Source organism: Micromonospora sp. NPDC049836 (assembly GCF_044465125.1).
Classification (GTDB): domain Bacteria; phylum Actinomycetota; class Actinomycetes; order Mycobacteriales; family Micromonosporaceae; genus Micromonospora.
This window is the reverse complement of the sequence record NZ_JBITLH010000014.1, coordinates 68,377-88,971: the sequence shown is the minus strand read 5'-3', so window position 1 is coordinate 88,971 and position 20,595 is coordinate 68,377. Positions and strand designations below refer to the sequence as shown.

Annotated in this window: 17 protein-coding genes; 8 read left to right on the top strand and 9 right to left on the bottom strand. The window is 74.5% G+C overall.

All coding sequences use genetic code 11. The features are described from left to right. Nucleotides 1-103: 103 nt before the first annotated feature. The 5 genes from ACIBPB_RS28610 (at nt 104) to ACIBPB_RS28590 (ending at nt 6,111) form a co-directional block, all read left to right on the top strand. Entirely contained in the window at nt 104-3,148 is a 3,045-nt protein-coding gene (locus ACIBPB_RS28610; RefSeq protein ID WP_396842552.1) for an AfsR/SARP family transcriptional regulator, read from the top strand. A 249-nt stretch (nt 3,149-3,397) separates the two neighbouring features. Further along, entirely contained in the window at nt 3,398-3,889 is a 492-nt protein-coding gene (gene moaC / locus ACIBPB_RS28605) for a cyclic pyranopterin monophosphate synthase MoaC (RefSeq protein ID WP_396842551.1), read from the top strand. Next, entirely contained in the window at nt 3,886-4,356 is a 471-nt protein-coding gene (locus ACIBPB_RS28600) for a molybdenum cofactor biosynthesis protein B (RefSeq protein ID WP_396842550.1), read from the top strand. The genes moaC and ACIBPB_RS28600 overlap by 4 nt, the downstream gene beginning before the upstream one ends. A 64-nt stretch (nt 4,357-4,420) precedes the next feature. Next, nucleotides 4,421-5,683 carry a molybdopterin molybdotransferase MoeA gene (locus ACIBPB_RS28595; RefSeq protein WP_396842549.1) on the top strand — a complete coding sequence of 421 codons (1,263 nt, stop codon included), beginning with the start codon at nt 4,421-4,423 and terminating at the stop codon, nt 5,681-5,683. Then, a complete protein-coding gene (locus tag ACIBPB_RS28590) occupies nt 5,677-6,111 on the top strand; it encodes a molybdenum cofactor biosynthesis protein MoaE (RefSeq protein ID WP_396842548.1) in 435 nt (144 codons plus the stop codon). The genes ACIBPB_RS28595 and ACIBPB_RS28590 overlap by 7 nt, the downstream gene beginning before the upstream one ends. A gap of 3 nt (nt 6,112-6,114) precedes the next feature. Here the strand turns inward: ACIBPB_RS28590 and ACIBPB_RS28585 are convergent, their stop codons facing one another. Together ACIBPB_RS28585 and ACIBPB_RS28580 are read right to left on the bottom strand one after the other, a co-directional pair. Continuing rightward, nucleotides 6,115-7,551, bottom strand: coding sequence for a glycosyltransferase 87 family protein (locus tag ACIBPB_RS28585; RefSeq protein WP_396842547.1), 1,437 nt, complete (start codon nt 7,549-7,551; stop codon nt 6,115-6,117). 205 nt (nt 7,552-7,756) lie between these two features. Continuing rightward, the gene (locus ACIBPB_RS28580) at nt 7,757-8,302 is read right to left on the bottom strand and encodes a DoxX family protein (protein WP_357319005.1); all 546 of its coding nucleotides are present in this window, start codon (nt 8,300-8,302) and stop codon (nt 7,757-7,759) included. Between the two features lie 115 nt (nt 8,303-8,417). Between ACIBPB_RS28580 and ACIBPB_RS28575 the strand changes: the two genes are divergently transcribed. After that, nucleotides 8,418-8,987 (top strand): GNAT family N-acetyltransferase, encoded by a 570-nt coding sequence (locus ACIBPB_RS28575; protein WP_396842546.1) that lies wholly within the window; start codon nt 8,418-8,420, stop codon nt 8,985-8,987. A gap of 140 nt (nt 8,988-9,127) precedes the next feature. Here ACIBPB_RS28575 and ACIBPB_RS28570 read toward each other — a convergent pair whose 3' ends face one another. Together ACIBPB_RS28570 and ACIBPB_RS28565 are read right to left on the bottom strand one after the other, a co-directional pair. Further along, a complete protein-coding gene (locus tag ACIBPB_RS28570) occupies nt 9,128-10,363 on the bottom strand; it encodes an AAA family ATPase (protein ID WP_396842545.1) in 1,236 nt (411 codons plus the stop codon). A gap of 139 nt (nt 10,364-10,502) precedes the next feature. Beyond that, nucleotides 10,503-10,997 (bottom strand): hypothetical protein, encoded by a 495-nt coding sequence (locus ACIBPB_RS28565; RefSeq protein WP_396842599.1) that lies wholly within the window; start codon nt 10,995-10,997, stop codon nt 10,503-10,505. 470 nt (nt 10,998-11,467) lie between these two features. On the opposite strand from ACIBPB_RS28565, the gene ACIBPB_RS28560 reads away from it, so the two are divergent. Together ACIBPB_RS28560 and ACIBPB_RS28555 are read left to right on the top strand one after the other, a co-directional pair. After that, nucleotides 11,468-12,463: an EamA family transporter gene (locus ACIBPB_RS28560; protein ID WP_396842544.1), complete on the top strand. Its 996-nt coding sequence runs from the start codon at nt 11,468-11,470 to the stop codon at nt 12,461-12,463. A gap of 296 nt (nt 12,464-12,759) precedes the next feature. Further along, on the top strand, nt 12,760-13,275 hold the full coding sequence (locus tag ACIBPB_RS28555) for a prepilin peptidase (RefSeq protein ID WP_396842543.1): 516 nt from the start codon (nt 12,760-12,762) through the stop codon (nt 13,273-13,275). A gap of 322 nt (nt 13,276-13,597) precedes the next feature. On the opposite strand, the gene ACIBPB_RS28550 is transcribed toward ACIBPB_RS28555, so the two are convergent. The 5 genes from ACIBPB_RS28550 to ACIBPB_RS28530 all read right to left on the bottom strand — a co-directional run bounded on the left by ACIBPB_RS28550 (nt 13,598) and on the right by ACIBPB_RS28530 (nt 20,505). Beyond that, entirely contained in the window at nt 13,598-16,807 is a 3,210-nt protein-coding gene (locus ACIBPB_RS28550; RefSeq protein ID WP_396842542.1) for a UvrD-helicase domain-containing protein, read from the bottom strand. Nucleotides 16,808-16,901: 94 nt separating this feature from the next. Further along, the gene (locus tag ACIBPB_RS28545; protein ID WP_396842598.1) at nt 16,902-18,305 is read right to left on the bottom strand and encodes a metallophosphoesterase; all 1,404 of its coding nucleotides are present in this window, start codon (nt 18,303-18,305) and stop codon (nt 16,902-16,904) included. 20 nt (nt 18,306-18,325) lie between these two features. Continuing rightward, entirely contained in the window at nt 18,326-18,574 is a 249-nt protein-coding gene (locus ACIBPB_RS28540; RefSeq protein WP_046568656.1) for a MoaD/ThiS family protein, read from the bottom strand. Nucleotides 18,575-18,577: 3 nt separating this feature from the next. After that, complete coding sequence (gene moaA, locus ACIBPB_RS28535) at nt 18,578-19,594, bottom strand: GTP 3',8-cyclase MoaA (RefSeq protein WP_396842540.1); 1,017 nt, start codon at nt 19,592-19,594, stop codon at nt 18,578-18,580. Beyond that, nucleotides 19,591-20,505, bottom strand: coding sequence for a fructosamine kinase family protein (locus ACIBPB_RS28530; protein WP_396842539.1), 915 nt, complete (start codon nt 20,503-20,505; stop codon nt 19,591-19,593). The genes moaA and ACIBPB_RS28530 overlap by 4 nt, the downstream gene beginning before the upstream one ends. Nucleotides 20,506-20,595 lie beyond the last annotated feature (90 nt).

The following is a 20,595-nucleotide window of genomic DNA, read 5'->3' as shown; positions in this document are numbered from 1 at the left end:
TCGCGTGGTGGATCGCGCGTAATCTGGCGTTAAGGCGCCTTGTGCATGGCGCTGCGGTAATTGAAGAGGTATTGGAATTTCGGCACCATTGCGGACGAAGGGATTGGCGGAGATCCATCTCCTCGGGGTGCTCGAGGCGTGGTGCGGATCCGCCCAGGTCCCGCTGGGTACGCCCAAGCAGCGGACGGTGCTGGCCATGCTGGCCGCGCACCCCGGCCGCGTCGTCACGACCGAGTCGCTCATCGACGAACTGTGGCCCGAGGAGCCGCCGCGCTCGGCGGTGGCGAACGTGCGGACGTACGCCGCGAACCTCCGCCGGACGTTCGACAAGCACGCCGGTCCCCACCTCTCCCGGCTCTCCGGCGGCTACCGGTTCGAGCTGACCGAGGACTCGGTGGACCTCCTACGGTTCGAACGCCTCACCCAGGCAGCGGAGAGTGCCTGGGCGCGCGGGGGGATCGACACGGTCGACCGACTGCTGACCCGCATCGAGTCGCTCTGGCGGGGCGGCCTGCTCGCCGGGCTGCCGGTCGGGCCGGTCCTTGCCGCTCGTCGGGCCGCCACGGATGAGCAGCGCCTCTCGGTGATCGAGCTTCGGGCGAAGCTGGATCTGCGGGTCGGGCGCATCAGGTCGGCGATCGCCTTCCTGACCGACCACGTGGTCGTCCACCCGTACCGGGAGCAGGCACATGCCCTGCTCGTTCGCGCGCATTACGCCGACGGTGATGTTGGCGGTGCCCTGTCCGCGCTGAGCCGGGCCGAGAGCGCGCTGATGGAGCAGTTGGGCATCGAGCCGGGAACGGAGCTGCGGTCGCTGCGCCGGCACATCCTGAATCGGGAGCCGGTCGACCGGCTGATCACCGACCCACCGGCACCGATGGATGCCCCGGCCCCGGCTCGCCCGGCCCGTCCGACCGAAGCGCCGGCCAGGGCCGCCGGCAGCCACCTGCCTCGCCTGGTGGCGAACTTCGTCGGACGGCGGTCGCTCACCGAGCGCCTGCTGGCGGAGCTGGCCGCAGCCGGCGAACAGCAGTCGCCGGTGCGGGTGGTGGACGGGATGGCGGGCAGCGGCAAGACCACCTTCGCGGTGCATCTGGCGCGGCAGCTCGCCGACCGTCACCCCGACGCGCAGCTCTTCATCGACCTGCGCGGGCACTCCGGCGGCGTACCGATGGACCCGGGGGACGCGCTCACCGCACTGCTCCGTCAACTCGGGGTCCCCGCTGGGCGGATCCCCACCGACCACGTACTCCGTGCCGGGCTGTGGCAGCGCGAGCTGCGCGGGCGCCGCACGGTCATCGTGCTGGACAACGCCGTCAGCAGTGATCAGGTCCGGCCGCTCCTGCCCGCCGGGCCGGGCTCGGTCGTGCTCGTGACCAGTCGCCGCCGGTTGTCCGCCGGCGACATCGGACCACCCGTCCCGCTCCCTGCGCTGACCCCGCAAGAGGCGGTGCAACTGCTGGCCCGTACGGCCGGCGAGGACCGGGTACGCCGGGAGCCGGAGGCGGCGGCCGAGGTGGCACGTCACTGTGGCCATCTGCCGCTCGCGATCCGCCTTGCCGGCGGACGCCTGCTGCACCGGCCCACCTGGCGGGTCGCCGACCTGGCCGGGCGGCTGAGCGACGGGCGGACGGTGCTGCGGCAGCTCGCGGTGGAGCAGCAGACGGTGGCCAGCGCCTTCACCGCCTCGTACGAACCGCTCGCCGAACGGGTCCGGTACCTGTTCCGGCTCCTCAGCGTCCATCCCGGCGTCCATTTCGACGCACCGATGGCGGCGGCCCTCGGCGACCTGCCGCTGGAGGTGACCGAGACGATGCTGGACGAGCTCCTCGACCAGCATCTGGTCGAGGAGGTCGAACCGGGCCGCTACCGCCTGCACGACCTGATGCGCCAGTACTCCGCCGAGCTGTCGGGCGATCTTCACGAGGTGCGCGACCGCGACCAGGCCGGGGGCCGGCTCCTCGACCACGTCCTCCATGAGGTGGTCGGCCGGGCGCAGACTCTCGAACAACTCGCGCTCTCCGGCCAGCTGCGCCTGGGCCCGGCCCGGCGCCCCGACCTGCTGGGGCACTCCGATCCGGCGGACGTCGAGTGGTTGGAGCGGGAACGCTCGAATCTGCTCGCCCTGATCGCCTTCGCCGAGCAGGAGTCCCACCAGGCATACGGCTGGCGGATCGCCCGGGCGATCTGGCGGTTCTGCTACATCCGGGGCTACTTCGACGACATCCTGGTCACCCACCGCACCGGGCTCGCCGCCGCCCAGAAGGACGGCGACCAGGCGGCGCAGGCGGTCATGCACAACTATCTGGCCTCCGCGTACATCCGGACGGGCAGCTATCTGGACTGCCTGCGGCACGTTGAGGCGGCGGTGTCCATCTCCCGCGAACTCGGCGACCAGTTCAACGAGCATCGCTACCGGGCGAACCTGGTGGCCGTCAACATGCTGACCGGTAACCCGGCCCGTTCGGTCGACCTCGGACGACAGTTGCTCCGGGAGCGGCCCGGCGGCGCCGCCGTCGACACGAGTCTGGCATTGGCGAACCTCGGGCTCGCCCTCACCGTCGTGGGACGGCACGAGGAGGCGCTCCAGGCACACCGACTGCACCTCTTCGTCGCGCGTTCCCGGGGCAGCCAGTACGACATGTCCACTGCCCTGGGCCACATCGCGGCGGTGGAGAACCGCCGCGGGCGGTTTAGCAAGGCCGCGCGGCTCCTCATCGCGTCACTGCGGCTTCGGGACCGCACCGGGCACCGGTTCGGCGAGACAGAGGCGCGCAACGACCTGGGGATCGCGTACCGGCACCTGGGCCGGCTGGACGCCGCGCGGGCGCAGCACGAGTTGGCCCTCGACCTCGCCGTGGATTCCGGGGAACGGCACGTGCAGGCGGCCGTCTGGAACGACCTGGGTATCACCCTCGCGTTCGGCGGGCAGGCCGCCGACGCCGTCGCGGCTCACCGGCGCGCGCTCGAGCTGGCCACGCGCATCGCCCACCCGTACGAGCAGGGGCGTGCCCTCGTCGCGCTCGCCGACCACCTCGCCGACGACCAACCCGCGCTGGCCCGCCGTTATCGGCAGCGGGCCCTGGCGATCTTCCGTCGGATGGGTGTGCCGGAACGGGAAGGGCTGGAGCAGCTCATCGCCGAGTAGCAAGGCGGCTGACGGACTTATCGATTTCTTATCGCGGCCCCCCCTAACGTCTTGCCGGTGTCGGCGAACGGGGGAGGCTCTACACCGGGGCAGGGCCGAGCCGACCAGACGCCTGCCGCCAGAAACCCCCAGCGACTGGACGGCGGGTGGGTGGGGAGGAGCGCCGCGGACGCGACCGCGGCACCCCAGCGTGGCGCTCCTCCCCACCGACACCGGTGGTCCGTCGTACCGGAGGGATAGGCTCGCGCCGTGACCGAACCCGCCCAGCTCACCCACGTCGATTCGGCCGGCGCGGCCCGGATGGTCGACGTCTCCGCCAAGCCGGTCTCCGGCCGGCTCGCGGTCGCCGCCGGCCGGCTCCGCACCACGGCGGAGGTCGTCGAGTTGCTGCGCCGCGACGGGCTGCCCAAGGGCGACGCGCTCGCGGTCGGCCGGCTGGCCGGGATCATGGGGGCCAAGCGGACCCCCGACCTGATCCCGCTCTGCCACCCGATCGCCCTGCACGCCGTCACCGTCGACCTGCGGCTCACCGATGACACGGTGGAGATCACCGCCAGTGCGCGGACCGCGGACCGGACCGGCGTCGAGATGGAGGCCCTCACCGCGGTGGCGGTGGCCGGCCTCGCCCTGGTCGACATGGTCAAGGCCGTCGACCCGGCCGCCTCGGTGGACGCGGTGCGGGTGCTCCGCAAGGAGGGCGGCAAGACCGGCGAGTGGGTGCGGCCGGAGGACCGGCCGTGATCCGCGCCCGGGTGATCGTGGCGTCCAACCGGGCCGCCGCCGGGGTGTACGCCGACACCAGCGGCCCGCTCCTGGTGGCCGGCCTGCGCGAGCTGGGCTGCGAGGTTGACGAGCCGGTGGTGGTGCCCGACGGCGAGCCGGTCGGCGCGGCCCTGCGGACGGCCCGCGACGAGGGCGTCGACGTGGTGCTCACCAGCGGCGGCACCGGCATCACCCCGACCGACCGCACCCCCGAGGTGACCCGGGCCCTGCTCGACTACGAGATCCCCGGCATCGCCGAGGCGATCCGGGCGCACAGCCGCGCCGCGGTGCCCACCGCCGCCCTCTCCCGGGGCCTCGCCGGGGTGACCGGGCGGATGCTGGTGGTCAACCTGCCCGGGTCGCGGGGCGGGGCGAAGGACGGACTGGCCGTGCTCGGCCCGATCCTGCGGCACGCCGTCGACCAACTGCACGGCGGTGACCATTGAACCGGCCCCGGGCCGCGCGGCGCCGGGGAACCCCCGGCCGCCGGTCCGGCGATAGGCTCACCGGATGAGCACGGAAACCGCAGCAGCCGCCGCGGCCGAGGTCGCCGCGGCGCCGCCGGCCGGGTGGGAGGAGGCCCGCTCCCGGGCGTACGCGGTCGGCCTCGCCGCCGCGCTTCCCGCGGTGGACCGCCCGCTCGCCGACGCCGACGGGCACACCCTCGCCGAGGCGCTCACCACGCGTACCGACCTGCCGGCGTTCCCCACCTCCAGCGTGGACGGCTGGGCGGTGCGCGGGGAGGGCCCGTGGCGGGTCGTCGGCCGGGTGCTCGCCGGGCAGAGCCCGCCCCCGCTGACCCACGACGGCAGCACCACGGAGATCGCCACCGGCGCGATGGTGCCCGAGGGGACCACGGCGATCCTGCGGATCGAGGAGTCGACCCGGACCGCCGACGGTCGCGTCCAGGGCACGCCGCGGCCGGCCCCGGAGTGGCGGAATCCGGGCGAGGAGGCGTACGCCGGGGAGGAGTTGCTGCCCGCCGGCACGCCGGTCGACCCGGCGGTGATCGGGCTGGCCGCCTCCTGCGGCCAGGACCGACTGCGGGTGCGCCGGCCACCCCGGGCCGCGCTGCTGGTCTTCGGTGACGAGCTGCTGACCTCCGGTCCGCCCGGCGCCGGCCGGGTCCGCGACGCGCTCGGCCCGGCCGTGCCGGCCTGGCTGCGCCGGTACGGCTGCCAGGTGCGCCCGGCCGACGTGGTCGGCCCGGTGGCCGACACCCTGCCGGCCCACGTGGCCGCGGTGCGCGGCGCGCTCGCCACCGCCGACGTCGTCTGCACCACCGGCGGCACCATGCGCGGCCCGGTCGACCACCTGCATCCCACCCTGGCGGCGCTCGGCGCCGACTACGTGGTCAACACCGTCGCGGTCCGGCCCGGTTTCCCGATGCTGCTGGCCCGGCTGGTCGGCGACGACGGCCGGGTCCGCTTCGTGGCCGGGCTGCCGGGCAATCCGCAGTCCGCCATCGTCGCGCTGGTCTCGCTGGTGGCACCGCTGCTCGCCGGGCTGGCCGGCCGGCCGATGCCGGTGCTGCCGCAGGCGGTCCTGGCCGAGCCGATCCCCGGCCGCGGTGACTACACCCACCTCGCCCTGGTCCGGTGGGACCGGGCCGCCGGCACCCTCCACCCGCTGCGGCACGTCGGCTCGGCGATGCTGCGCGGCCTGGCCGGCGCGGACGGCTTCGCGCTGATCCGGCCGGGCACCAGCGGCGAGGCGGGGGCGCGGGTGCCGGTCGTGCCGCTGCCGCTGACCGCCGGGGAGCGGGCGTGGTGAGCCCGGTCGCGGGAGTCACCCTCGGCGCGGTGACCGACCAGCCGCTCGACCTGGCCGCGCACGAGGCGGCGGTCGCCGACCGGCGGGCCGGCGCGGTCGTGTCGTTCCAGGGCGTGGTCCGCGACCACGACCACGGCCGGCTGGTCACCCTGCTGGAGTACGAGGGCCACCCCACCGCCGAGGCGGTGCTCCGCGAGGTGGCCGCCGAGGTCGCCGCCGACCCCGAGGTCTACGCGGTGGCGGTGTCGCACCGGATCGGCCGGCTGGAGATCGGCGACGTGGCCCTGGTGGCGGCGGTCAGCACCGCGCACCGGGCGGCCGCCTTCGCGGCCTGCGCCCGGCTGGTCGACGAGGTCAAGGCGCGACTGCCGATCTGGAAGCGGCAGGTCTTCGACGACGGCACCGAGGAGTGGGTGAACTGCCCCTGACCGTCAGCGTCGGGCGCTGAGCTGGGCCGACCGGGACAGCCGGTCGTGGTAGAACGCCGGCTCCGCGCCCGGGCGCCAGGGCAGCGCCGCGACCAGCACGATCAGGGCGATCGCCAGGGAGTTCTCCATCAGCGCGCCGAACAGGCCGTCCTGGTAGTGCGACACCTCCGGGAGCTGGTGCTCGTACGGCCAGATCGGCGAGATCAGGAAGAGCAGGTAGAGCCCGAGCGCGCCGACCCCGTGCCGCAGGCCGGTCAACGTCGGGTACCAGATCGGTGGGCGCAGCGCCGGCACCCCGTTGGCCGGTGCCGTGCCGGTGATCCGGGGGAGCAGTCCACGGCTGGCCTCGCGGCGGCGTACCGCGGCGTCGGCCAGCACGATGATCGCCGGGATGACCCAGACCAGGTGGTGCGACCAGGAGATCGGGCTGATCACGTTGGCGGTGAGCCCGACCAGGGTGAACGCGGTCAGCTCGTCGCCGTCGGCGCGGGCGCTGGCGGCCCGGGACAGCCCCAGCGCGAGCACCAGCACGGAGAAGGCGAGCCAGAGCAGGCCCGGCGTCTCGATCGAGTCGTACAGCCGGGCCAGCAGGCCGGCGAGCGACTGGTTGGCGGTCATGTCCGCCGCGCCGACCCGCTCGGTCTGCCAGAGCACGCCGCCGAAGTAGGCCCGCGACTCCTCGCCGACCAGCGCGAACGTGCCGACGGTCACCGCGACGGCGGTGCCCACCGCGGTCAGCGCCGCGCGCCACTGGCGGGTGAGCACGAGGTACCCGACGAAGAGCGCCGGGGTCAGCTTCACGGCGGTGGCCAGGCCGATGCCGACGCCGGCCCAGGCGCCGCTGTAGACGAACCGGGTCAGCGGCGAGTCGGCGATGTCGAGGTGGGTGCCCCGCTTGGCCCGCCAGCGCAGCCCCACCAGATCCGCCATGATCAGCGCGAAGAGCAGCAGGTTGACCTGGCCGTAGCCGAGCGTCTCCCGGGACGGTTCGATCGCCACCGCCATCGGCGTGGCGATGCCGACGGTGAACCAGAGTGACCAGCCGAGCCGGTCGACGATCGGGCGCAGCAGCGCGGCCAGCACGACCGCGAGCGCGGCGATGCTGGCCAGCGCGTTGAGCCAGCCGGCGGCGTCGACCGGCAGCCAGGACATCGGCAGCATGACCAGGCCGGCGAACGGCGGGTAGGTGAAGCCCAGGGTGGTCGACGGGGCGATGAAGTCGTACAGCTCGTTGCCGCTCGCCCACCACACCACGGCACCGTGGTAGATCTTCATGTCGAAGAAGGTGTACGGCCGCCCGAAGGCGCCGATGGCCAGCCACGCGGCGTAGGCGACGGCGGCCACGATGCCGGTCCGGACCACGGTCCGGCGATCGATCCCGCGGGCCGCGCGCTGGAGCGGGGCAAGGCGGTCCGTCCGTCTACCGACTGTCGTCGGCATGGCGTGGCCACCCCCGTACCAAGATCGTCCTACCCGTCCAGGTCCAGACCGGAGCCTAGAACGGCGCCTCACGTTGCAGCCTCCCGCGTTATGCGACCGTGTCCGATCCCACACGTGTTTTTGACATTTCCACCGCGTTAACGGGTCTCGGACGGTTCAGGTGATTACGTGGCCATGCGGGGGGTGGTGGCCGTATTGATGCAGGTCAGCCGGGCATCCGGCGGGCGGTGGCCGCCGAGCGTACGGCGATCTTCGCCTCCCGGCGGGCGGTCCGGACCGCGCGCTGCACCGAGCGGCGCGAGTGGTCGATCCGGTGGCCGGCGCGCCAGCGCAGTCCCGGCTTGCCCTCGGTGTCCGCGGCGGCGAGGAGGAGACCGCCGAAGAGCCCGAGGTTCTTCAGGAAGTGGATCTGGTTGTTGTTGCGCGCGGTCGGGTCCTCGGTGTTCCAGAACGGATGACCGGCCGCGGTGGTCGGCACCAGGGTGGCGGCCAGGACGAGCGCGGCGGGTCGGGTGAACCGCCCGGTCGCCAGCATCAGACCGGCGACGAGCTGGGTGGCCGAGTTCGCCCGGACCAGCGTCGCGGTGTCGGTGGGGATGCGGGGGTTGATGTTCTGGAGCAGCGGCGTGACCTTGTCGGTGATCGGCTGCGCGGCCGGGACCAGCCGTCCCGGGTTGCGCAGATTGCGGGCGCCGCTGACCACGAAGATGCCGCTCAACATGACGCGGGCGAGGGAGCGCACGGGCTTCATGGCTCAGTCATACCCCGTCACGGAGATCGCCACCCCTGCAACACTCGAAAGGGATCGGCCGACGTGGACGTCCGTCGACGCACCGATTTCAGCGACCGTCGCGGATGGACCGGCGATGCCGGGTAAGGTCGCGCGCGTGACGACCCTGCGACTCCGACCCGAGGATCCGGCGGACGAGGGGCCGGTCGCCCGGGTGCTGGCCGCCGCCTTCGCGCGCCCCGACGTGGCCACGCCCCCGCCCGAGGTGGCCCTGGTCGACGAGCTCCGGCGCGATGACGCCTGGATTCCCGAACTGTCCATGGTCGCCGAGTACGGCGGTGAGGTCGTCGGCTACGCGCTGCTGACCCGGGTCCGGGTGCGGACCGACGGCGACTCGTACCCGGCGTTGGCGCTCGGCCCGGTGGCGGTCGCCCCGCACCGGCAACGGGTCGGGCACGGCACCGCGGTGGTGCAGGCCGCCCTGGACGCCGGGACCGAGCTGGGGGAGCGACTCGTGGTGGTGCTCGGCGCCCCGGCGTTCTACCGGCGCTTCGGCTTCGGCCCCGCCGACCGGCTCGGGTTGACCAGCCCCTGGTCCGGGCTCGGTGAGCCCTGGCAGGCGCTGGTCCTGCCGCCGTCCACCAGCGACGAGCCCGAGCCGCCCGCCGGCGAGGTCCTCTTCCCCGCCCCCTGGTCGAAGGTCTGACCCCCGCCCCGGCCCGGCGGGTCTGACTCCCACCGCGTCCCGGCGGGTCCGTCCCGGCACCGGCCCGGCGGGTCCGTCCCGGCACCGGCCCGGCGGGCTCGTCCCGGCGGCGTTGGCAGGTGGGCTGGGCCCGGCGGCCGTCAGGCGGGCTGGGTGCGCAGGTAGCGGCCGAAGTGCGGGACGGTGAAGGCCACCGTGCCCCGCTCGCCCGAGTAGATGAGGCCCTTCTTGATCAGCGCGTCCCGGGCCGGGGAGAGACTGGCCGGCTTGCGGCCGAGCGCGCGGGCGATCTCGGCGGTCGGTACCGCCGCGTCCATGTCGTCCCGGCCGCTCTCCTCCCCCTCCACCAGGGACAGGGTCGCCATCGCCCGCATGTACTCGCGCTCGGCGGGGGTGGCCCGCTCGAAGCGGGAACCGAAGAAGCCGACCGCCAGTTCGGCCTCGGCCTCGGGTGCCGCGACCCGGACGTCGGCCGCGGTGATCGGCGAGCGCGGGGCATGGTCCCAGGTGGCCTTCCCGTACGCCTGGACGAAGTACGGGTAGCCGCCGGACTTGTCGTAGAGCAGGTCGAGCGCCTTCTGCTCGTACTCGACCTCCTCCCGCTCGGCCGGCGCGCAGAGCGCCTGGTCGGCGGCGATCCGGTCGAGCCGGTCGATGCGCTGGTAGCGGAAGAGCCGTTCGGAGTACGACTTCGCGGCGCTGAGCACGGCGGGCAGGTGCGGCAGCCCGGCGCCGACCACGATGAGCGGCGCGCCGAGCTGGGACAGTTCGTGGCAGGCGGCGCAGAGCGCGGAGACGTCCTCCGCGCCGAGGTCCTGCATCTCGTCGATGAAGATCGCGATGCCGGTGCCCACGTCGGTGGCGACCGCCGCCGCGTCGGTCAGCAGCTCCACCAGGTCGATCTCGATGTCCCCGGAGTCGGCCCGGCCGCTACTGGCCGGCACGTCGATGCCGGGCTGCCACCGGTCGCGCAGCTTCGGCGCGGCGGCGCCGCGACCGGTGGGCGCGGAGCGCTGGGCGAACGCCTTGAGCACGCCGAGGAAGGCGTCGATCCGGTCCGGAGCGCGGTGCCGGGGGGCCAGCTCACGGACCGCCATGTGCAGCGCGGCGGCGATCGGCCGGCGCAGCGACTGGTCCGGCCGGGCCTCGATCTTGCCGGTGCCCCAGAGGTGGTTGATCGCCTCCGACCGGAGGGTGTTGAGCAGCACCGTCTTGCCGACACCGCGCAGGCCGGTGAGCATCAGGCTGCGCTCGGGGCGACCCCGGGCGATCCGCTCCAGCACCACGTCGAAGACGTCCAGCTCCCGCCCCCGCCCGGCGAGTTCGGGCGGGCGCTGGCCGGCGCCGGGGGCGTACGGGTTGCGGACCGGATCCACGAATCGCAGAGTATCGGGCTGTCTAGCTGGGAGGCTAGACATCCGTAGATGGGGCTACCGGCGTGTCGGGAACCGTCGAGACAAAACTAGGGCTGTCTAGCTCAGACGCTAGACAGCCCTAGTTTTAGCTACGGCGAGGTCAGCGCTGCTTCAGGCAGAGCACGAAGTCCAGGGTGTCCAGGTCGCTGTCGAAGAAGTACCAGTCGGTGTAGCCGGCCACCTTCGCGCACTTCGCCTCGGCGTCCTTCTTGCCGCTGGTCGCGCCGTCGATCCGGCGCAGCACCTGGTACGTCTTCGCGCCGCACTCGGTGATCACCAGCTTCGGCTGGCCGGTGCCCCCCTCGTTGCGGACGCACTGGCCGGCCTGCACGAACCGCGGGTCGGTCGAGGAGGCCGGGGCCGGCGTGGTGGCCACCGGGTCGTCCGGCTCGCTCGCCCCGGCCGTCGGGGCGGTGGCCCCGGTGGCCGTCCCGCCCGCGCTCGGCTCGTCCCGGCCGGACACCCAGTACGCCGCCGCGCCGCCGAGCAGCAGCACCGCCAACACGGCCAGCACCGCGATCAGCGGACCTCGGCGGCGCTTCGGCCCCGGCCCGGGGTACGGCTGCTGCCCGTACCCGCCCTGGCCGGGTTGCACCGGGTAGGGCGGCGGCCCACCGTCCCAGCCGCCCGGCTCGTACCGCTGCGCCGGCGCCTGGTACGGATCCCCGGCGGCCCGGCCCGGGCCGCCGCCGGCCTGGTACGGATCGGCACCCTGGTACGGCGCCCCGGCCTGGTATGGATCGGCACCCTGGTAGGGGCCGGCGGCGTGGTACGGGTCGGCGCCCTGGTACGGATCAGCGGGCTGGTACGGGTCGGCGGGCTGGTACGGCGCCGCGGGCCGGTCGTCCCAGCCGCCCGGCCGGTCGTCCCAGCCGCCCTGGCCGGGCGGGCCGGGGTCGGGGCGAGGGCCGGCGGACGGGCGGTAGCGGTCCCCGGGTCGCCCCTCCCAGGGGTCCGGTGCGCCGCCGACGTTCGACATGGATCGCCCTCCTGGTCCACCAGTGCTGAGAGGCCGGCCACCAACCGGGGACGCCGACGCCGTGGTCACCGTAGCGTGGTCCACCGATGAGCTCACGCCCTGCGAGTGCGACACCGCTCGCCCACCCCGCACCGCCCACCGCGCGACCGGCGCTGATCTGGACCGCGCTGATCCTCGTCTACCTGCTCTGGGGCTCCACCTACCTGGGCATCCGGGTGGCCGTGGAGTCGCTGCCGCCGCTCACCTCGGCGGCGGCCCGGTTCGCCGTCGCCGCCACCGTGCTCGCGCTGGTGCTGCGACTGCGGCGGGGCCCGGGCGCCCTCCGGGTGGACCGGCGGCAGCTCCGGTCCGCCGCCCTGATCGGGGTGCTCCTGCTCGCCGGGGGCAACGGGCTGGTCGTGCTCGCCGAGTCCGGCCCGGCCGGGAAGGCGGTGCCCTCCGGCATCGCCGCGCTGCTGGTGGCCACCGTGCCGCTGCTCGTCGTGCTGCTGCGTACGCTCGGCGGCGACCGTCCCCGGCCCTGGACGTTCGCCGGGGTGGGGCTCGGCTTTGTCGGGCTCGTCCTGCTGGTGCTGCCCAGCGGCGGATCCGGGGCCGTGCCGGTGGTCGGCGCGCTCACCGTGGTCGCCGCCTCCCTCTCCTGGTCGTTCGGCTCCTACCTCTCCGGCAAGATCCGGATGCCCGCCGACCCGTTCGTGGCCACCGTCTACGAGATGGTGGCCGGCGCGCTGGTGCTCGCCACGATCGCCGTCGGCCGGGGCGAGCTGCGCGGCTTCTCCCCCGGCCAGGTGACCGGACGATCCTGGGCCGCGTTGGCGTACCTGATGGTGGCCGGCTCCCTGGTGGCCTTCACCGCGTACGTCTGGCTGCTGCACCACGCGCCCATCTCGCTGGTCGCCACCTACGCGTACGTGAACCCGGCGGTCGCGGTGGCGCTCGGCGCGCTGTTCGTCGCCGAGCCGATCACCGCGCAGGTGCTGCTCGGCGGGGCGGTGATCGTCGCCGGGGTGGCGGTGGTGGTGAGCACCGAGCGGCCGCGCCGACCGGTCGACGGGGCAGCCGCCGAGCACTCGCGCCGGTAGCCTCCAGACTCGTGTCCGCCGGGGCGGTGACGGGTGTCGCGCTGCTCGGCGCGCTGGCCGGCTGGCTCGCCGTCCCGTTCGCCGGCCGCTACCTGCCCCGCGCCGCCACCCCGGCTGCATCGCCCGTGCCGCCGCCATCGCCGTCGCCAGCGCCCGTGCTGCCGTCGTCGGCGCCCATGCCGTCGCCGCCAGCGCCGGTGCCGCCGTCGTCGTCGCCAGCGCCCGTGCCGCCGTCGTCGGCGTCCCCGGTCCGGGCGGCCGTCCGGAGCCGAGGACCGGGGCGGACACCCCGACGGGTGACCCTGACCGTCGTCGGGGCGGTGGTGTTCGGCGGGCTCGCGGCCGCCCGGGGCGGGGATCCCGCGCTGCCGGCGTACCTGCTGGTCGGGGCGATCGGGTTGGTGCTCGCGCTGGTGGACCTGGCCTGCCTGCGCCTGCCCGACCCGCTCGTGGCGCTCGCCGCCGGGTGCGGTGCGCTCGGCCTGCTCGTCGCGGCGCTGGTCACCGGGGCCGCCGGCGGGTTGCTGGCCGCGCTGGCCGGCGCCGCGCTCTCCTTCGCCGGTTACGCGCTGCTGGCCGTGCTGCCCGGCTCCCGGCTCGGCTTCGGCGACGTGAAGCTCGCCGCCGCGCTCGGCCTGCCGCTCGGCTGGCTGGGCTGGTCGGCACTGGGCCTCGGGCTGGTCCTGCCGCACCTGCTCAACGGCGTCGTCGTGCTCGCCCTGCTGGCCACCCGCCGGGTACGCCGGGACACCGCCCTGCCGTTCGGCCCGGCGATCCTCGCGGGTGCGTGGCTCGCGGTGCTGCTGGCCTGACCGGCCGGCAGGCGCGCCGTGGGGTGGCTGTCCGGCCGCCGACGCCGGCCATCCTGGCGAAGGCGATGCTCATGACGAATATGCCTCAGCGGCATAATCATGCCGCTGAGGCATATCGCTATCGAGCAGTCGCCCGGGTCGCAGGTCGCCGCAAGGGTGGTACAGGGCTGGGGCAAGGCCGGCGCACGGGCGGCGCAAGGCTGGCGCAAGGGCGGTGCAGGGCTGGCGCAAGGGCGGTGCAGGGCTGGCGCAGGGCCGGCGCAAGCCCTGGCGCTCACCCAGCATCGGCCGCGGACCAGCGCGAGGCCCGCGACCGCCACCCTCAGATCAGCCGTAGCTGGCGGTCCTTGGGCCGGCGGGCCTCGGCCTCACCGAACCGTTCGAACAGACCCGGGTCGATCACCTCGAGGAAGGGCGAGGGGCGGCAGTCCCGTTCGGTGCCGTGCCGGCTGCGGCGCGCCGCGTGGCTGACGTACAACCGGTCCTGGGCGCGGGTGAGCCCGACGAAGAAGAGCCGGCGCTCCTCGGCGACCGCGTCGTCGTCCGGCTCCTGGCCGGGCCAGCGCAGCGGGAGCAGGCCGTCCTCGGCGCCGACCAGGAAGACCACCGGGAACTCCAGGCCCTTGGCCGCGTGCAGGGTGAGCAGGGTGACCGCCTCGGCCCGCGGGTCGAGGGCGTCCACCTCGGCGCCGGTGGCGAGCTGGGAGAGGAACAGCCCGAGGTCGTCGCCGCAGCGCCGGGCCAGCGGGGTGAGCAGGTCCACCGCCGTGCGGACGTCCTCGGGGCGTACCGTGCCGGAGCCGTCCAGGGTCGGCACGGCGAAACGTTCGGCCAGCACCTGCCCGGCCAGCCGGACCCGGGCCGGCAACGAGGCCGGCAGCGAACCGTCCTGCCCGGCGTGCCGCAGCTCGCGGGCGAGGGCCGGCACGCCCGGCCGGTCCCGGAGCCGGTCGTGCGACCGCTTCTGCACCGGGATGTTGGCCCGGGCCAGCGCGTCCACGATCGGTGCCGCCTGCGAGTCGGTGCGGTAGAGCACCGCGATGTCGGAGAACGACAGCGAGGTCGACCGGCCGTCGATGCGTCCCGAGTCGAGCGAGCGGTGGGACAGGCCGCCGACCAGTTCGTCGATGGTGCGTACCAGGTAATCGGCCTCGTCCGCGACGGAGGCCGCGGCGTAGCGACCGACCAGCGGCGCCTCCGGGTCCAGCCGGGCCGGGTCGAGCCGGCGGCCGCGCACCAGCGACGAGGGCGCGATGGCTTGCACGGCGGCGGCCAGGATCGGTGCCGAGGAGCGGTAGTTGCGGTTCAGCCGGACCAGCCGGGCGTCGGTGAAGTCCTGGGAGAAGCGCAGGAAGTAGCCGACGTCGGCGCCCCGGAACGAGTAGATCGCCTGGTCCGGGTCGCCGATCGCGCAGAGGTTGCCGTCGGCGGGGCTGAGCAGCCGCAACAGCTCGTACTGGACCGCGTCGACGTCCTGGTACTCGTCTACGAAGATCCACTTCCAGCGGTCGCGGTACTCACGGACCAGCTTCCGGTCCGCCTTCAGCAGCGCCACCGGCACGGTGAGCAGCTCGTCGAGGTCGACCAGGTCGCGCTTGCGCAGCAACGCGGTGTACCGCTCGTCGTCCTCGCCGGCCTCCGCGCGGGCGGCCGCCCGGTCGGCGTCGTCGGCGATCCGGAAGTCCGCCGGCAGGCCGGCGGCCGTGGCGTTCTCCCGCAGGATGGCCAGGCCCAGCGAGTGGAACGTGCCCACCGTGACGTCCTCGGCGACCGGGCCGAGCAGCCCGTCGAGGCGGTGCCGCAGCTCCTCGGCGGCCCGGCGGGTGAAGGTGATCGCCAGGCACTGCTCGGGGAAGACGTTCAGCTCGGCGCAGAGGTAGGCGATCCGGTGGGTCAGCGTCCGGGTCTTGCCGGTGCCCGGACCGGCCACGATGAGCAGCGGACCGCCCGGCGCGGACGCCGCCACCCGCTGCATCGCGTCGAGCCGGTCCAGCAGGCCGGTGCCGACCTCCTCCATACCGGCCAGCATCGGCTCGAACGGCTCGTGCGGCGAGGGCGCCGACGCGATCGGGGGCGCCGGCGGCGGGGCCGGCTTGCGCTTCGGCTCCGCCTTGACCGCCGCCGCGCGCCGGGCCTTCGGCCTGGCCGCCGGCTCCGCGGGCTTCCGCTGCGCGGGCACGGGTACGTCGAAGAGGGTCTCCTGCCCACCCGACGCGCCGCCCCCGGCGCCGCCCAGCTCGGCCGGGTCGAAGAGGGTGATGACGCCGTACTCGCCGTCGTAGCCGGGGATCCGGCGCACCTCACCGCGGCGCAGCCGGCCGATGCCCTCGGCCAGCAGCTCGCCACCGACCCGGCCGATCTCGCTGAGCGGGGTGCTGGTCAGGATCTCCAGCTCCGGGCCGAGCGCGGCGACCAGCTCGTTGAGCCGGCCCTCGACCTTCTTCGAGCGGGCGCCCACCTTGTTGATCTCACCGAGGATCTCCGCCAGCGGCACCAGATGGGTCACCGCGCGGGCGTGCCCGGGCCGGTGCCCCGCGGGCCGGTCGGCCAACTCCTCGACCCGGCTGAGTACGCCCACCGTCAGCGGCTTGCCGCACTCCGGGCAGTGGCCGCCGGCCTGCCGGGTCCGCTCCGGGGACCAGTTCACCCCGCAGAGCCGGTGCCCGTCGGCGTGGTACTTGCCCTCTTCCGGGAAGAACTCGATGGTGCCGGTCAGCCCGTCCCCGGTGCGCAGCGCCTCCCGGATCGCGAAGTAGTCGCGGGCCGAGTGGAACACGGTGGCCTCGCGGGCCAGCGCGGGCGGCGAGTGCGCGTCCGAGTTGGAGACCAACTGGTAGCGGTCGAGGCTGCCGACCCGCCAGTTCATCTCCGGGTCGGAGGAGAGCCCGGTCTCCACCGCGAAGACGTGCTCGGCCAGGTCGGCGTAGCAGTCGGCGATGGCGTCGAAGCCGGACTTCGAGCCGAGCGCGGAGAACCAGGGCGTCCAGATGTGCGCCGGCACCAGGTAGCCGTCCGGGCTGGCCTCCAGAGTGATCTCCAGCAGGTCCCGGGAGTCGAGGCCGAGGATCGGGCGGCCGTCCGAGCCGAGGTTGCCGATCCGGCCCAGCGCGGCGTTGAACCGGGCCACCGCTTCCAGATCGGGCAGGTAGATCAGGTGGTGCACCTTGCGGGTCCGGTCGTCCCGCTTGTAGATCGTGGAGATCTCCACGCTCAGCATGAACCGGACCGGGTCCGCCTCCGCCTCGCTCGCCAGCCGCGGTGGCAGCCGGCGGGCGATGTCCCGCTCCGCCTCCGCGCTGAGCCGGTAGAGGCCGGGCTCGGCCGGGTGCAGCGTCTCGCGCAGGTGGTCGTACCAGGCGGGATGGGTGAAGTCACCGGTGCCGAGCACGCCGACGCCCTTGCGCCGGGCCCACCAACCGAGGTTCGGCAGGGTCAGGTCACGGCTGCACGCGCGCGAGTACTTCGAGTGGATGTGCAGATCCGCGACGAATGGCGGGAGGCCACCGGGGGGTGCGGCGCTGAACGGAGGCACGCCGCATCCTGTCACGCCCGGTCCCCCGCCCGCCCGTCGCCACGCGTACGGGTGACCTGAGCAATGCGGTGCTGGACTGCGTGGCCATCGCGCGCTATGGGGCGCGCAGCTCCACCAGGGTCACCTCGGGCGGGGCACCGACCCGGACCGGCGGGCCCCAGAACCCGGCGCCGTTGGTCACGTAGACCGTGGTGCCGTCCACCTCGCCCAGCCCGGAGACGACCGGTTGCTGCAACCCGACGAGCAGGTTGAACGGCGCCAACTGGCCGCCGTGGGTGTGCCCGGAGAGCTGCAGGTCCACGCCGAACTTCGCCGCCTCGTGGGCGGCCACCGGCTGGTGGGCGAGGAGCACCACGGGGCGGCTCGGGTCGCGGTCGCCGAGGGCGGCGGCGTAGTCGGCCGGAGCGGCCAGGCCGGTGCCGGCCGCGGTCACGTCGTTCACCCCGGCCAGGTCGAGCACCCCGCCCCGGGCGTGGATCTCCTGCCGCTCGTTCTGCAGCACCCGCACGCCGAGCCGGTCCACCTCGCGGACCCACTCCTCGACGCCGGAGTAGTACTCGTGGTTGCCGGTGACGAAGAAGCTGCCGTACCGGGAGCGCAGGTCGCGCAGCGGCTCGGCGGCCTCGCCCAGCTCGGCCACCGAGCCGTCGACCAGGTCGCCGACCACCGCCACCAGGTCGGCGTCCAACCTGTTGATCATCGCGACGATCCGCTCGGTGTGCGACCGGCCGCGCAGCGGACCGAGGTGGATGTCGGAGACCGTGGCGATCCGCAGGCCGTCCATGCCGCGCGGGAGCTTCGCCAGCGGGATCTGCACCCGGTCCAGGCGGGGCGGGCCCAGCGCGGTACGGACGCCGTACCCGGTGATCCCCGCGGCGGTGAGCCCGGCGAAGATGGCGGCCCCCCGGGCGAGCAGCAACCGGCGGGACGGGTCGTGGTCCGGCCGGTCCCCGCCGGGGTCGCGGCCGTCCGGTGACACCGCCGTCCGCAGCCCGCTGTCCGCGCCGGTCGGCGGCTCGGTCGACCTGGCGGACCGCGCCTCCAGTGGCGCGGTGGGCGGCTCCGCGAGCGCGACGGGCGACATGGCGGTGGGGCTGGTCGCCGCCGGTTCCGTGACAGGGCCGGTCGCGGTGCTGTCCGCGCGGCCGCCGACGCCCGCCGGCACCGGGGCCGGCTCGCCGACCGCGCCGGCGGTGGTGGCGCGTTCGCGGCGGCGCAGCACCAGCTTCGCGACCGCCATCGGCACCTCCAGAACCAGCAGCAGCACCAGCAGGTAGAACATCAGGGCCAGCCAGAGGTAGCCCGGCCAGGCCAGCCAGTACATGCCGTTGCGGGTCCCCGCCATGGTGGCCGGCACCAGCAGCGCCAGCAGCAGCGCTACGATCCCGCCGGCCCGCCGGAGTCGCCCGGGTCGGGTGGTGTCCCGGACCAGCCGCTTCCACAGGTAGAGGTGGATCAGGGCGGTGACGAGCACAGCAAAGCCCAGGAACATCGCCATCGCCAGCACGCAGGTCCTCCTCAGCCACCCGCGAACGGCGGCAGCACGTCGACCGTCACGCCGGCCGGCAGCGGGGTCTGACGATCATGACAGGCCACGCCGTCGACCAGGAAGCTCGCCGCCTTCAGCACCACGGCGAGCCGGTCACCGTGCCGCGCGGACAGCTCGTCGAGAAGCTCGTCGAGGGAGCGTCCGGCGGCGGGGACGGTCTCCTCGGCGCGGCCGGCGGCGGCGCGCGCCCCGGCGAAGTAGCGGACGGTCAGCTGCACCGGTCAGCCTCCGATCGCCGACATCGGGCGGGCTGGCTGCAGGAAGGCCGGATCATCGATGCCGTGCCCGGCCCGCTTGCCCCACATCGCGGTACGCCAGCGGTCGGCCAGCTCGGCGTCGTCCGCGCCGGCGCGCAGCGCACCCCGCAGGTCGGACTCCTCGGTGGCGAAGAGGCAGGCGCGGACCTGGCCGTCGGCGGTCAGCCGGGTGCGGTCGCAGTCGCCACAGAACGGGCGGGTGACGCTGCCGATCACCCCGACCCGGGCCGGCCCGCCGTCGACCAGCCAGGTCTCGGCGGGAGCCGCCCCCCGCTCGGCCGGATCGGGCGTGAGCGTGAACGCCGCGTTCAGCGCCGCGAGGATCTCCTCGGCGGTGACCATCGTGTCGCGGTCCCAGCCGTGCTGGGCGTCCAGCGGCATCTGCTCGATGAACCGCAGCTGGTAGCCGTGCTCCAGGGCGAACCGGAGCAGCCCGGGCGCCTCGTCGTCGTTGACCCCGCGCATCAGCACCGTGTTGACCTTGACCGGGGTCAGCCCGGCCTCGGCCGCGCCCGCCAGCCCGGCCAGCACGTCGGCGTGCCGGTTCCGCCGGGTCAGCTCGGCGAACCGGGCCGGGTCGAGGGTGTCCAGCGAGACGTTCACCCGGTCGAGGCCGGCGCTGCGCAGGGCCGGCGCGAGCCGGTCCAGGCCGATGCCGTTGGTGGTCAGTGAGATCCGGGGCCGGGGCTCCAGCGCGGCCACGGCGGACACGATGCGGACCAGGCCGGGCCGGATCAGCGGTTCTCCACCCGTGAAGCGGACCTCGGTGATGCCGAGCCGCTGCACCGCCACCCGGATCAGCCGGATGATCTCGTCGTCATCGAGCAGCTGCGGGCCGGCGAGCCAGGGCAGGCCCTCCGCCGGCATGCAGTAGGTGCAGCGCAGGTTGCACTTGTCGGTCAGCGAGACCCGGAGGTCCCGGGCGATCCGGCCATACCGGTCGACGAGGACCCCGTCGGTCCTCGTCCGGGCGGCGGTCACCCGTCGACCGTAGCGCGTCGGACCCCGCTGAGCGCGAGGTGGGCGGCGCCGGCGACCGCATCCCGGTACGCCGTTCCGAAGAGTGAGCTGTGCACCAGCAGCACGTGCAACTGGTGCAGCGGCATCCGCTCCCGCCAACCATCGGCGAGCGGCCACTCCTCCCGATAGGCCGCCATGATCCGGTCGAGGTGCGGCGGGCCGCCGAAGAGGGCGAGCTGGGCCAGGTCGGTCTCCCGGTGGCCGCCGTGTGCCGCCGGGTCGATCAGCCAGACCCGGTCGTCCGCGCCCCAGAGCACATTGCCGCGCCAGAGGTCGCCGTGGATCCGCGCCGGCGGCTCGTCGCCGCCGAACTCGCCGATCCGGTCGATCAGCTCCTCGACCAGGCCGGCCTCCTTGGCGCCGAGCGCGCCGTCGTCGACCGACATCCGCAGGTACGGCAAAAGGCGGCGGCGGGCGAACCACTCCGACCACGGGCCCGGGTCCGGCGTGTTGTCCTGCGGCAGCGCGCCGATGAAACCCGTCCACTCGGCGCCGAACGCCGGCGCCCCGGCCCGATGCAGGCCGGCCAGCTCCCGGCCGAACCGCTCGGCGGCCTCGGCCGTCGGCTCGCCCGACTCGACCCAGTCGAGCGCCAGCAGCTCGGGCAGCGCCACCACCACCTCCGGCACGGCGACCGTGCCCGTCTCGCGCAGCCAGCGCAGCCCGGCCGCCTCGGTGGCGAAGAAGCCCGCCGGCGCCGGCCGCCCCGCCCGCTCCGGCCAGGTCTTGGCGAAGACCGAGTGCCCGTCGTCGAGGGTGAGCCGGGACGCGGCGCAGATCTCCCCGCCGGAGACCGGCGTTTCCCGGATCCGCTGATGGGTCAGGAAGGTCGGCAGGTGCTCCGGGTGTGCCCGCAGGTACGCCAGGTCCATGAGCGCAACGTAGTCCGTCGCACCGACAGTCGCGGCCCGTGCGCGCTTCCCGGCGGTATCCGTTCCGCGCTGACCTGCGCGGATACTCTC